The 12,932-nt window shown below is 70.4% G+C and carries 11 protein-coding genes; 8 read left to right on the top strand and 3 right to left on the bottom strand.

What is annotated here, in order from left to right; translation table 11 throughout:
* Nucleotides 1-98 precede the first annotated feature (98 nt).
* From ftsY to CKCBHOJB_RS02920, 6 genes are all read left to right on the top strand, one after another.
* A complete protein-coding gene (ftsY, locus tag CKCBHOJB_RS02895; protein ID WP_348634856.1) occupies nt 99-1,517 on the top strand; it encodes a signal recognition particle-docking protein FtsY in 1,419 nt (472 codons plus the stop codon).
* Nucleotides 1,514-2,206, top strand: coding sequence for an ATP-binding cassette domain-containing protein (locus tag CKCBHOJB_RS02900; protein ID WP_281050533.1), 693 nt, complete (start codon nt 1,514-1,516; stop codon nt 2,204-2,206). The genes ftsY and CKCBHOJB_RS02900 overlap by 4 nt, the downstream gene beginning before the upstream one ends.
* Entirely contained in the window at nt 2,203-3,099 is an 897-nt protein-coding gene (gene ftsX / locus CKCBHOJB_RS02905) for a permease-like cell division protein FtsX (protein WP_281050534.1), read from the top strand. Before CKCBHOJB_RS02900 ends, ftsX begins: the two co-directional genes overlap by 4 nt.
* A 224-nt stretch (nt 3,100-3,323) precedes the next feature.
* Nucleotides 3,324-3,887, top strand: a complete 564-nt coding sequence (gene ahpC / locus CKCBHOJB_RS02910; RefSeq protein WP_281050535.1) for an alkyl hydroperoxide reductase subunit C — start codon at nt 3,324-3,326, stop codon at nt 3,885-3,887.
* Nucleotides 3,888-4,016: 129 nt separating this feature from the next.
* Nucleotides 4,017-5,582 (top strand): alkyl hydroperoxide reductase subunit F, encoded by a 1,566-nt coding sequence (ahpF, locus tag CKCBHOJB_RS02915; RefSeq protein WP_281050536.1) that lies wholly within the window; start codon nt 4,017-4,019, stop codon nt 5,580-5,582.
* Nucleotides 5,583-5,695: 113 nt separating this feature from the next.
* The gene (locus CKCBHOJB_RS02920; RefSeq protein WP_281050537.1) at nt 5,696-7,579 is read left to right on the top strand and encodes an ABC transporter ATP-binding protein; all 1,884 of its coding nucleotides are present in this window, start codon (nt 5,696-5,698) and stop codon (nt 7,577-7,579) included.
* 8 nt (nt 7,580-7,587) lie between these two features.
* Here the strand turns inward: CKCBHOJB_RS02920 and CKCBHOJB_RS02925 are convergent, their stop codons facing one another.
* Entirely contained in the window at nt 7,588-8,208 is a 621-nt protein-coding gene (locus CKCBHOJB_RS02925) for a hypothetical protein (protein ID WP_281050538.1), read from the bottom strand.
* Between the two features lie 104 nt (nt 8,209-8,312).
* Complete coding sequence (locus CKCBHOJB_RS02930; RefSeq protein ID WP_281050539.1) at nt 8,313-9,512, bottom strand: CaiB/BaiF CoA-transferase family protein; 1,200 nt, start codon at nt 9,510-9,512, stop codon at nt 8,313-8,315.
* 336 nt (nt 9,513-9,848) lie between these two features.
* Between CKCBHOJB_RS02930 and CKCBHOJB_RS02935 the strand changes: the two genes are divergently transcribed.
* Together CKCBHOJB_RS02935 and chrA are read left to right on the top strand one after the other, a co-directional pair.
* Complete coding sequence (locus CKCBHOJB_RS02935) at nt 9,849-10,634, top strand: cation transporter (protein ID WP_281050540.1); 786 nt, start codon at nt 9,849-9,851, stop codon at nt 10,632-10,634.
* 41 nt (nt 10,635-10,675) lie between these two features.
* The gene (gene chrA, locus CKCBHOJB_RS02940) at nt 10,676-11,884 is read left to right on the top strand and encodes a chromate efflux transporter (RefSeq protein WP_281050541.1); all 1,209 of its coding nucleotides are present in this window, start codon (nt 10,676-10,678) and stop codon (nt 11,882-11,884) included.
* Nucleotides 11,885-11,915: 31 nt separating this feature from the next.
* On the opposite strand, the gene CKCBHOJB_RS02945 is transcribed toward chrA, so the two are convergent.
* On the bottom strand, nt 11,916-12,932 hold the full coding sequence (locus CKCBHOJB_RS02945; RefSeq protein ID WP_281050542.1) for a nucleoid-associated protein: 1,017 nt from the start codon (nt 12,930-12,932) through the stop codon (nt 11,916-11,918).

Here is a 12,932-nt window from a genome sequence, read left to right on the forward strand (position 1 = left end):
GGCCGGGGAGCCGCATCTTAGCGTGATCGGCGGTGCGCGCCCATGCTTGCCGGGCCGCGCGCGCCGACGCAAAACGTCCCCTCTGACCCGAGCGTTTCATGTTTGGTTTCCTGAAGAAGAAGTTCGGCAAGTCCGGCGACGCGGAAAAGTCCGCCGAGCAGGCGGCCGAGGCGCAGCCCATTGTCGAGGCGGCTGGCGAGGACCTCGCCTCCGCGCCCGCGGCGGTCGCCGACGTCCCGTCGCAAGCCTTGCCGGCCGAGCGCGCGCCGGAGGGCGAGGCGGTGGCCGAGGTGGCGCCGGCGGCAGCGCCGGCCGCGCCCGCAGCAGCGCCGATGCCTGCCGAGCCCGAGCCGCTGGCGATCGAGGGCGGCGTGGAGGCCTCCGCGCCGCAGCGGCAGCACAGCGCCGAAGCGGTCGGCGAACCCGCGCCAGAGCAGGGCGCCGAGCGTGAAGCGGCGCCGGCACCGTCGCCCGAGCCGACCGTCGAGGTCGCGTCGGAGTCCGCAGCGGAATCGGCAGGCGAACCCATTGCACCCCAGGCCGTCGTCCCCGCCGCTCCGGTGGCGAAGAAGTCGTGGACCGAACGCCTCAAGGCCGGCCTCGCCCGCACCCGACAGCAGATCGGCGGTGGCCTGGCGAACCTGTTCGGCCTGCGCAAGATCGACGAGGACCTGCTCGAGGAACTCGAATCCACCCTGCTGATGGCCGACTGCGGGGTGGATGCCACCCAGCACCTGATGGACGACCTGCGCCGGCGCTGGAAGCGCGACCGCCTGGAAACCGCCGACCAGCTGCAGAAGGCGCTCGCCGACGGGCTGCACGAGATCATCGCCCCGCTCGAGGCGCCGCTGCAGGTCGCAGGCCACCGACCCTTCATCATCATGATCGCGGGCGTCAATGGCTCAGGCAAGACGACCTCGATCGGCAAGCTCGCCAAGTATTTCCAGGCCCAGGGCAAGAGCGTGCTGCTCGCCGCCGGCGACACCTTCCGCGCCGCCGCGCGCGAGCAGCTGATGACCTGGGGCGAGCGCAACAAGGTCACCGTGGTCGCGCAGGACAGCGGCGATGCCGCGGCGGTGATCTTCGACGCCATCAACGCCGCACGTGCGCGCAATATCGACGTCGTGCTCGCCGACACCGCCGGGCGCCTGCCGACCCAGCTCCACCTGATGGAAGAGATCGCCAAGGTGCGCCGCGTGATCGCCAAGGCCGACCCCAGCGGCCCGCACGAGGTGCTGCTGGTGCTCGACGCCAACATCGGCCAGAACGCGCTCGCGCAGGTGAAGGCCTTCGACAAGGCGATCGGCGTCACCGGCCTGGTCGTCACCAAGCTCGATGGCACCGCCAAGGGCGGCGTGCTGGCGGCGATCGCGCGCCAGTGTCCGAAGCCGCTGCGCTTCATCGGCGTGGGCGAGGGCATCGACGACCTGCAGCCCTTCGCGGCGCGCGAGTTCGTCGATGCGCTGTTCGAGCCGGGCGCCGGCGCAGTGAAGAACGGAGCGGGCGGGCGCGCATGATCGTCTTCGAGGACGTGGCCAAACGCTATGCGGGCGGCTACACGGCGCTGGCGGGCGTCGGTTTCGAGATCCGCCACGGCGAGCTGGTCGTGCTGTCGGGGCATTCCGGTGCGGGCAAGAGCACGCTGTTCAAGCTCATCCCGGTCATCGAGCGCCCGACCGCCGGGCGCGTGCTGATCAACGGCCAGGACGTGTCGCACCTGCCGAAGACGGCGATTCCCTACCTGCGCCGAAACCTCGGTCTCGTGCTGCAGGAGAGCCGGCTGCTGTTCGATCGCAACGTCTACGACAACGTGATGCTGCCGCTGGTGATCACCGGCCATCCGCCGGGCGATGCGGCAAAGCGTGTCGCCGCGGCGCTGGAGCGCGTGGGCCTGGACGGGCGCGGCAAGGAAATGCCGGCAGGCCTGTCGGGGGGTGAGCAGCAGCGGGTGGCGATCGCGCGCGCGATCGTGAACCGGCCGTCGATCCTGATCGCCGACGAGCCCACCGCCCACCTCGACCCGGCCTACGCGGCCGACATCGCCGCGCTGTTCCGTTCCTTCAACGATGCCGGCGTCACCGTGCTGGTGTCCACCCACGACGCCAGCCTGTTCGCCGCCAGCCGCCCGCGCCGGCTGGTGCTGGCCAAGGGCCTGCTGGTCGAGGATTCGCGCCCGACCGGGCGTCCGGCGCAGGAGGCGGCATGATCAACTGGTTCTACCTGCATCTGCGTGCGATCGGCCATGCGCTGCGCCGCCTGGTCGCGCAGCCGCTGGGCACGCTGCTGTCGGCGCTGGTGGTCGGCATCGCGCTGTCGCTGCCGGGCGGCGGCTACCTGCTGCTGGACAACGTTTCCTCGCTGGTGCGCGGCGTCTCCGGCACGCCCGAGATCAGCGTCTTCCTCGACACCGCGGCCGGCGCGCCGGACGTGGCCGCGATCGAGGAGCGCCTGAAGGCCGAGCCGGCGCTCGCGAGCTACCGTTTCGTGCCGCGCGACGAGGGGCTGCGCCAGCTCGAGGCCGCAGGCCTCGGCGACGTGCTCGGCGGGCTCAAGGCGAATCCGCTGCCGGATGCCTTCGTGATCGCGCCGCGCGGCGAGGATCCGGCGGTGTTCGCGGACCTGGCCGAGCGCGCCAGGGGCTGGCCGCGGGTGGCGCACGTGCAGCTCGACTCGGCCTGGGTCGAGCGCCTGCACGCCCTGCTCGGGCTCGGCCGCTCGGCGGTGCTGATCCTGGCCGGCCTGCTCGGCTTCGCGCTCGTCATCGTCACCTTCAACACCATCCGCCTGCAGATCCTGACTCAGCGCCAGGAGATCGCGGTGAGCCAGCTGCTGGGCGCCACCGATCCCTTCATCCGCCGCCCCTTCTACTGGTTCGGCGGCCTGCAGGGTGCGCTCGGCGGGCTGGTGGCGCTGGGCACGGTATGGCTGGGCGTGCAGGCGCTGGCGCAGCCGGTCGTCCGCCTTGCCGAAACCTATGGCGCGGTGTTCCAGCTCGGCGGGCCGGATTGGCGTGCGTCGCTTGCCATCGTCGCCTTCGCCGCCTTCCTCGGCTGGCTGGGCGCGGCGATCTCGGTGCGCCGGCATCTCGCCGGTGCTTGATTTGGCCTCATTCGTCCCCAAGTAGATGGAGTTGCCGGTCGCCCGGAGCGCGGCGAGTCCCGCGCTCCGGGCGACCGGCAACGATCGTTTCCTGATCGTCAGCTCATAGGAACAGACAATCGAGTACATCTCGATTATCAATTAGATCAATTCATGGAAGAGGTCTAAACTTCTTTCCATCGAGTTTCAACACACCGTTCCACAACCCCTTCGGAGGATTGCAGATGTCGCTGATCAACACCCAGGTTCAACCGTTCAAAGCCCAGGCCTACAAGAATGGCAAGTTCATCGAAGTCACCGATGCCGACCTGAAGGGCAAGTGGTCCGTGCTGATCTTCATGCCGGCCGCCTTCACCTTCAACTGCCCGACCGAGATCGAGGACGCCGCCGAGCACTACGCCGAGTTCCAGAAGGCGGGCGCCGAGGTGTACATCGTCACCACCGACACCCACTTCTCGCACAAGGTCTGGCACGAGACCTCGCCGGCCGTCGGCAAGGCCCAGTTCGCGCTGGTCGGCGATCCGACCCACGCCCTGACCAACGCCTTCGACGTGCATATCGCGGAAGAAGGCCTGGCCCTGCGCGGCACCTTCATCATCAACCCGGAAGGCGTCATCAAGACGATGGAAGTGCACGACAACGCCATCGCCCGTGACGTGACCGAGACCGTTCGCAAGCTCAAGGCCGCCCAGTACGTCGCCTCGCACCCGAACGAAGTCTGCCCGGCGAAGTGGAAGGAAGGCGAAGCCACGCTGGCTCCGTCGATCGACCTGGTCGGCAAGATCTAAGCAGGTCGCTGCATTCTCCCGGGCCCGAACGGTCCGGGTGGCAAGCCAACGCAGCCGGCTACGCGCCGGCTGTGTCACATCAGCAGCGCTGAAAACATCAGCGTTTCGAATTTTCGAGGAAACCCCGTCATGCTCGACGCCAACATCAAGACTCAACTGAAAGCCTACCTGGAGCGGGTGACGCAGCCGATCGAGATCGTGGCGTCGCTGGACGATGGTCCCAAGTCCCAGGAAATGCGCGAGCTGCTGCGCGACGTCGCCGAGCAGTCCGCACTGATCACCCTGAGCGAGAACGGCAGCGATGCGCGCAAGCCCTCGTTCTCGGTCGGCCCCAAGGGCGGTGAAGGTCGCGTGCGCTTCGCCGGCCTGCCCATGGGCCACGAGTTCACCTCGCTGATCCTCGCCCTGCTGCAGTCCGCCGGCTATCCGCCCAAGGTCGAGGCCGACCTGATCGAGCAGATCAGGAACCTCGAAGGCGAGTTCAATTTCGAGACCTACATCTCGCTGTCCTGCCACAACTGCCCGGACGTGGTGCAGGCGCTGAACCTGATGGCGATCCTCAACCCCAACATCCGCCACACCATGGTCGACGGCGCGCTGTTCCAGAAGGAAGTGGAAGAGCGCAAGATCATGGCGGTGCCGACGGTGTACCTGGACGGGCAGGAGTTCGGCCAGGGCCGCATGGAGCTCGCCGAGATCCTCGCCAAGGTCGACACCGGCGCCGCCGCGCGCGACGCGAAGAAGCTCTCCGCCAAGGACGCGTTCGACGTGCTGGTCGTCGGCGGCGGTCCGGCCGGCGCGGCGGCGGCGATCTACGCTGCGCGCAAGGGCATCCGCACCGGTGTGGTGGCCGAGCGCTTCGGCGGCCAGGTCATGGACACGATGGCGATCGAGAACTTCATCTCGGTGAAGTACACCGAAGGTCCCAAGCTGGTCGCCAGCCTGGAAGAGCACGTCAAGGAATACGACGTCGATGTCATGAACCTGCAGCGCGTCGCCAAACTCGTGCCGGGCAGCGCGGACGGCAGCACGCTGGCCGAGGTGCAGCTCGAGAACGGCGCCAGCCTGAAGGCCAAGACCGTGATCGTCGCCACCGGCGCGCGCTGGCGCGAGATGAACGTGCCCGGCGAGAAGGAGTTCCGCGGCAAGGGCGTGGCCTACTGCCCGCACTGCGACGGCCCGCTGTTCAAGGGCAAGCGCGTGGCGGTGATCGGCGGCGGCAACTCCGGCGTCGAGGCCGCGATCGACCTCGCCGGCGTGGTCGCCCACGTCACCCTGATCGAGTTCCTCGAGGACCTGCGCGCCGACGCCGTGCTGCAGAAGAAGCTCTACAGCCTGCCCAACGTCACCGTGATCAAGAACGCGCAGACCACCGAGGTCACCGGCACCGACAAGGTCAACGGCCTGATGTACAAGGACCGCGCGTCGGGCGAGTCGAAGCGCATCGACCTGGAAGGCATCTTCGTGCAGATCGGCCTGCTGCCCAACACCGATTTCCTCAAGGGCACGCTGGAACTGACCCGCTTCGGCGAGATCATCGTCGACGCCAGGGGCCAGACCTCGGTGCCGGGCGTGTTCGCCGCCGGCGACTGCACCACGGTGCCGTACAAGCAGATCATCATCGCCATGGGTGAAGGTGCCAAGGCCTCGCTGTCGGCCTTCGACCACCTGATCCGCAGCAGCGCACCGGCCTGATTCCGCGCAGGCCGGCTGCACGACGCCCCGCCTCGAGCGGGGCTTTTTGCTTTGCCGCGGCACCCGCGGCACACTCGGCCTGTCACAGGCCGGATTCATTACGGAGAGCGCACGTGCTTTTCAGCTGGTTCGAACGCCGCGTCGATCCCTATCCAGAAGCCGTCCCCGGCCCCGCACCGAAGCGTTTCTTCGCCTTCCTGTGGGCCGGCACCGAGGGCATGCGGCCCTTCATCCTCGGCATGATGCTGCTGACCGCGAGCATCGGCGCCTTCGAGGCGCTGCTGTTCGCGATGCTCGGCCAGGTGGTGGACTGGCTGGCTGCGGTCGAGCCCGCGCGGCTGTGGACGGACGAGGGCGACACGCTGCTGCTGCTCGCGGCCATCATCGTCGCCAGCATCGCGCTGGTGGCGGTGCAGACCATGCTCAAGCACCAGAGCCTGGCGGGGAACTTCCCGATGCGCCTGCGCTGGAACTTCCATCGCCTGATGCTCGGCCAGAGCATGAGCTTCTACCAGGACGAGTTCGCCGGCCGGGTGTCGGCCAAAGTCATGCAGACCGCGCTCGCGGTGCGCGACACCTGCCTGATCATGACCGACATCCTGGTCTTCGTCGTCATCTACTTCGTCACCCTGACCCTGGTGGTGGCGAGCTTCGACGCCTGGCTGCTGGTGCCCTTCCTCGGCTGGCTGGCGCTCTACGTGCTGGTGCTGCGCTGGTTCGTGCCGCGCCTCTCCAGGGTGTCGCGCACCCAGGCCGACGCGCGCGCGCTGATGACCGGGCGCATCACCGACGCCTACACCAACATCGCCACCGTCAAGCTGTTCTCCCATGCCGGCCGCGAGGCGGGCTACGCGCGCGGCGCGATGCAGGAGTTCATGCATACGGTGCATGCGCAGATGCGGCTGGTGAGCGGGATCGAGATCGTCGTGCATAGTCTGTCGATGGGCCTGATCCTGGCGACCAGCGGCGTCGCGCTGTGGCTGTGGTCCACCGGCGCGGTCGGCGTCGGCGCGGTGGCGGCGGCGACCGCGATGGCGCTGCGCCTGAACGGCATGTCGCACTGGGTGATGTGGGAGATGGCCTCGCTGTTCGAGAACGTCGGCACCGTGCAGGACGGCATCAACACCCTGTCGCGTCCGCACGCCGTGGTCGACCGCAGCGACGCGAAGCCGCTGGTGGTGAGCCGCGGCGAGGTTCGCTTCGAGCAGCTCGTGTTCGCCTACGGCGCCACCGGCCCGCAGGCGAAACGCGTGATCGACGACTTCACGCTGATCATCCGCCCCGGGGAGAAGATCGGTGTGGTCGGGCGCTCGGGCGCGGGCAAGTCCACGCTGGTGAACCTGCTCTTGCGCTTCTACGACCTCGAGCAGGGTCGCATCCTGATCGACGGCCAGGACATCGCCGATGTCACCCAGAACAGCCTGCGCGCGCAGATCGGCATGGTCACCCAGGACACCTCGCTGCTGCACCGCTCGGTGCGCGACAACATCCTCTACGGCCGCCCCGACGCCACCGATGCGGACATGATCGCCGCGGCGAAAAGGGCCGAGGCGGATGAGTTCATCCTCGGCCTCACCGACCCGAAGGGCCGCCGCGGCTACGACGCCCACGTCGGCGAACGCGGCGTGAAGCTCTCCGGCGGCCAGCGTCAGCGCATCGCGATCGCGCGCGTGATGCTGAAGGATGCGCCCATACTGCTCCTCGACGAGGCCACCAGCGCGCTCGACTCCGAGGTCGAGGCCGCGATCCAGGCCAGCCTCTACCGCCTGATGGAGGGCAAGACCGTAGTCGCGATCGCCCACCGTCTGTCGACGATCGCCGCCATGGACCGCCTGGTGGTGATGGACAAGGGCCGCATCGTCGAGGAGGGCGACCACCGCAGCCTGCTCGCCCGCGGCGGCCTGTACGCGCGCCTGTGGGCGCGGCAGAGCGGCGGTTTCCTGGGCGAGGAGGCGGCCGAGGAAGCCGCCGCGACGACGGCCGTCGAGCCGGCCTGAATCCCCGCTCAGGCGGGCGTGGACAGGTGGAAGACCTCGGCGTCGTCCCAGTGCTCGAGCAGGATGCGGGCGACGCGGTCCTGCCAGTGCGCGCGGAAGCGCGCGGTCTCTGCCGCGTCCGCCTGGCCGCGCATGCAGCGTCGCATCAGCTCGGACATCTCCGCGTGCGGTGGAACGTGGGCGAGTTCCGCTGCGGCGTCGAGCGTCGCTCCGGTGTCGGATCGGGTGAAGCGCAGCGCCAGCGGCTGGTGCTGGGCGAAGGCCTGCAGGTCGCGGCGCACGAACCGGCCGCCGATGCCCTTGAAGCCGCCGTCCTGCGCGCTGCCGGTGAGCAGGCCGACCACCGTGGCGATCACGCCGGTCACGCCCTCGTCGAGCGGATGCTGGAAGCTCACCCGCACCGCGCCACGCACCGGCAGCTCGCCGGGGAAGAGGCGGGTCAGCGCGTGATGGGCGAGGGCGTAGGCCGAGGCCACCGTGGGGCAGGAATGCCCGGCCAGGCGCACCGCGTCGGCGTAGCCGTACTCGAGCACGCCACCTTCGGCGGCGCCGAGAAACTCGGCGAGCGGGTCGCGCACCGCAAGGCGCGGCACCTGGTCGAAGAAGGCGGGAAGGCGTTCGGTGGGCATGAGGGATTCCACAGGCAGGGGGACAGCCGCGATTGTCGCCAGCCTGCGGCGCCGCGCCTTGATCCTGCGCAGGCGGGGATGGAGCGGGCTTGCGCTGCGCCGGCTCAGATGGCGCCGGCCTGGCGCTGCGCGGCGATGCGGGCCTCGTCATAGCCGAGGCGGCGCAGTACCGCATCGGTGTGCTCGCCGAGCGCGGGGCCGATCCACTCGGTGCCGCCGGGGGTGGTCGATAGCTTGGGCACCACGCCCGGCATGCGGCAGTCGCGGCCGTCGGGCAGCCTGACCGTCTGCAACATCTCGCGGGCGAGGAATTGCGGGTCGGCGAACATGTCCGCCACCGAGTAGATGCGCGAGGCCGGCACCTCGGCGGCGGCCAGCGTCGCCAGCACCGCGGCCTCGTCGTGCTGCGCCACCCAGGCGTCGATCAGCGCGTAGATCTCGTCGCGGCGGGCGTCGCGGCCGGCGTTGTCGGCCAGCGTCGGATCCTCGGCGAGGTCGTCGCGCCCCATCGCCTTCATCAGCCGGCGGAAGATCGCGTCGCCGTTGGCGCCGATGGTGATGTGGCGACCGTCGCGGGTGGAGTGGGTGTTGGACGGCGTGATGCCGGGCATGATGTTGCCGGTGCGCTCGCGCACGAATCCGAAGACGTCGAACTCGGGCACCAGCGACTCCATCATCGCGAACACCGCTTCGTAGAGCGCGACATCCACCACCTGGCCCTGGCCGCCGTTCACTTCCTTGTGGCGCAGCGCCATCAGCGCGCCGAGCGCGCCCCACAGCGCGGCGATCGAGTCGCCGATCGAGATGCCGGTCTTGACCGGCGGCCGGTCGGGGAAGCCGGTGACGTAGCGCAGCCCGCCCATGGACTCGCCGATCGCGCCGAAGCCCGGCTGCTGCGCCATCGGTCCGCTCTGGCCGAAGCCCGACAGGCGCACCATGACCAGTCCGGGGTTGATCGCGGACAGGGCCTCCCAGCCGAGGCCGAGCTTGTCGAGCACGCCCGGGCGGAAGTTCTCGACCACGATGTCGGCCTCCGCCACCAGCCGGCGCACCAGTTCCACGCCCTCGGGGTGCTTCAGGTTCACCGTCACCGATTGCTTGTTGCGTGCCTGCAGGTACCACCACAGCGAGGTCCCCTCGTATAGCTTGCGCCACTTGCGCAGGGGGTCGCCGCCGTCGGGCGACTCGATCTTGATCACCTCGGCGCCGAACTCGGCGAGGATGCGGGCGGCGAAGGGGCCGGCGATGAGGGTGCCGAGCTCGACGACCTTGATGCCGGCGAGGGGCTTGGCGGGTGTGCTCATGGTGGTGTCCGGTGTTGGCCCTGGGGCCCGTGATGGGCTCGGGGCGGGGCCGATATTATCCCCGGGCGGGCGAGGCGCGGGATAATGCGCGGCGGCCGGGCGCCCCGGGAGGTGTGGGGCGGGTCGCAGGATTCAGCCGATTCGCCATAATTCATCGCCCTGCCAAGCATGCCGATCAAGCCGAATGCCTCTTCATGTACCGGGGACTGCGACTGCAGCGCCCCGGCGCGCCTGCGTCCGCGTGCCGAGGCCGGACCGACTCCGCTCCCCCGGCCCGAAGCACCGGACTCGGGACGGTGCGGGGAGGGTGGGTTCGAGGGGCCGGTGCGGCGCAGCGTGTTCCGCATCCCCGGCATGGACTGCCCGTCCGAGGAGCAGATGATCCGCCTGCGCCTGGCCGATGCGCCGGTCGCGGCGCTGGCCTTCGACCTCGCCGGGCGGCGGCTTACGGTGGACCATGGTGGCGAAGCGGCGGCGATCCTCGCGCGCTTGCAGCCGCTGGGTTACGGCGCCGAGCTCGCGGAGTCGCGCGCGCTCGCCGCCGGCGAGGCCCGGGCCGCCGCGCCCGCCGACGATGCGGCCGAGGCGCGGGTGCTGTGGCTGCTGCTGGCGATCAACGCGGCGATGTTCGTCGTCGAACTCGGCGCCGGCATCTGGGCGCGCTCTGCCGGCCTGATCGCCGACGCGATGGACATGTTCGCCGACGCCGCCGTGTATGGCGTGGCGCTGTACGCGGTGGGGCGTGCGGCGCACTACAAGCTCGGCGCCGCACGCCTGGCGGGGCTGCTGCAGCTGCTGCTGGCGCTGGGCGCCATCGGCGAGGTGGTGCGCCGCATGCTCGCCGGGGCGATGCCGGAGCCGGTCGGCATGATGGGGATCGCGCTGCTCGCGCTCGCCGCCAATGTCGCCTGCCTGCTGCTGATCGCCCGCCACCGCCACGGCGGCGTGCACATGAAGGCGAGCTACATCTTCTCGGCCAACGACGTGATCGCCAACCTCGGCGTGATCGTCGCCGGCGTGCTGGTGGCGTGGGCCGGCAGCGCCTGGCCGGACTGGATCGTCGGCCTGGGGATCGGGGCGGTGGTGCTGGCGGGGGCGGTGCGCATCCTGCGGCTGCAGTGACCGGGGCCGGGGGCGCGCGGCAAGCGAGGATGAGACGAGACATGACCGAAGCGAACGAAACCGGGCGCAGCCCGTGGGCGGTGTTCCTGATCTTCCTGCGCCTGGGGCTGACGTCCTTCGGCGGGCCGGTGGCGCACCTGGGCTATTTCCACGCCGAGTTCGTCGCCCGCCGGCGCTGGCTGGGCGAGCGTGCCTATGCGGATCTGGTCGCGCTGTGCCAGTTCCTGCCCGGCCCGGCAAGCAGCCAGGTCGGCATGGCGCTGGGCCTGCAGCGCGCCGGCTACGCCGGGGCCTTCGCCGCGTGGGCGGGTTTCACGCTGCCGTCGGCGATCGCGCTGATCCTGTTCGCGCTCGGCCTCGCGCGCCATGGCGACGCGCTGCCGGCCGGCGTGCTGCAAGGGCTGAAGGTGGTGGCGGTGGCGGTGGTGGCGCAGGCGGTGTGGGGCATGGCGCAGAAGCTGTGCGCCGACCGCGCGCGGGTCACGATCATGGCGCTGGCGGCATGTGCGGTGCTGGCGCTGCCGACGGCGTGGGCCCAGGTCGGGGTGATTCTCGTCGCCGGACTCGCCGGCCTGGCGCTGTTCCGCCCGCAGGCGGGCGTGGCCCACGAGGCGCTGCCGGTGGCGGTGGGCACGCGTGCCGGCTGGATCTGGCTGACGGCGTTCTTCGTGCTGCTCGCCGGCCTGCCGCTGCTGGCCGCGCTGCAGCCGGAGGGCTGGCTGGCGCGCATCGACGCCTTCTATCGTGCCGGCGCGCTGGTGTTCGGCGGCGGCCACGTGGTGCTGCCGCTGCTGCAGGCCGAGGTGGTGCCGCCGGGCTGGGTCGACAACGAGGCCTTCCTCGCCGGCTACGGCGCGGTGCAGGCGGTGCCGGGGCCGCTGTTCACCTTCGCCGCCTTCCTCGGCGCGGTGGCGCAGGGCGGTTACGGCGGCTGGGCGGGGGGCATCGTCTGCCTGCTGGCCGTGTTCGCGCCGTCCTTCCTGCTGGTGGCGGGGGCGCTGCCGTTCTGGGTGCGGCTGCGCGCCAGTCTGCGTACCCAGGCGGCGCTCGCCGGGGTCAATGCGGCGGTCGTCGGCCTGCTGCTGGCGGCGCTCTATCAGCCGGTGTGGACGAGCGCGATCCATCGCCCGCAGGATTTTGCGCTCGGGCTGCTGGCGCTGGTCGCACTGATGTTCTGGAAATGGCCGCCGTGGCTGGTGGTGGCCGCGAGTGGCGCGCTCGGCGGGGGGCTCGCGGCGCTTCTGCCGTAGCAGGGGACGGCAGTCGCGAAACGGTGCGGGTTCAGGGCGCTCCGTCCTCCTCGAGCATGCGCTTGAGGTAATCCGGCACGCCCGACAGCACCAGGGTGTCGGTGGCGCGGTCGTAGTGCACCGCCCCCGAATGCAGCCCGCTGCGCTCGAACTCGAGCTTCCAGTTCTCGCCGCTGGCGCTGAAGCGCACCAGCGGGCGGATGGCGCGGCGGTTGGGAACGAAGCCGGGGGCGATCTTCGTCTCCTCGGCGCGCAGCAGGGCGTCGAGGCGCTCCGGGCGCTCGGGGAAGACCTCGCGCGCGAGTTCCTCGAACACCACCGGGGCGCCGGCCTCGCCGAGGGTGTCGAGGTAGTCGTGGGCGCGCTCGAGCACGGCGTCGCGGGTAGCGGGGGCGAGCTGTTCCGTATCGACGAAGCGGTCGAGGGTGGCGACCAGCTTCTTGGTCTCCTGCAGCGCCACCATCACGTCGCTGCAGCCGAGCACGCGCTTGAACCAGGCGCCGCCCTTGCCGCGGCCGCGCAGGAAGCCCAGATAGCGCTCGTCGCCGCGCCGCCAGCCGGCGAGGTCCACGCGTCCGGCGGCATGCAGCGCGGAGAAGTCCATATGGGTGCAGGCCAGCGGCGCCAGGTCGCCGCCGATGGTGACGCCCTCCGCGCTGCCGAGCAGGGCCACCCACAGGCTGTCGCCCTCGCCCTCGCGGATGCGTGCGAGCACCAGGTGGCCGCCGTCCTCGAGCTCCTCCTCGTCGGCGATCGCCTGCACGCGCTCGGCGAGCTGGCGCGACAGGGCGGTGAAGTCGAGGGTCTCGTCTACCAGGTGCTCGCGCAGCCAGCGCGCGAGCGGGAAGCTCTCCTCGTCGTCCTCGAAGCGGCCGAAGCCCTTGGCGCCGCGGCTCTCGTACTGGCGGCACAGGCGCTCGACCAGGTGCAGCGCCGCGGCGTCGAGCGCGCAGGGCGCGTCGCGCAGCATCAGGCGCGCGGGGACGCCGGGCTCGCGGACGAGGGCGTGGACGATCAGGTGGGTGACGAGGTGTTCGACGGTGCGCAT

Origin of the sequence: Thauera sp. GDN1, assembly GCF_029223545.1 — a bacterium.
Classification (GTDB): Bacteria; Pseudomonadota; Gammaproteobacteria; order Burkholderiales; family Rhodocyclaceae; genus Thauera.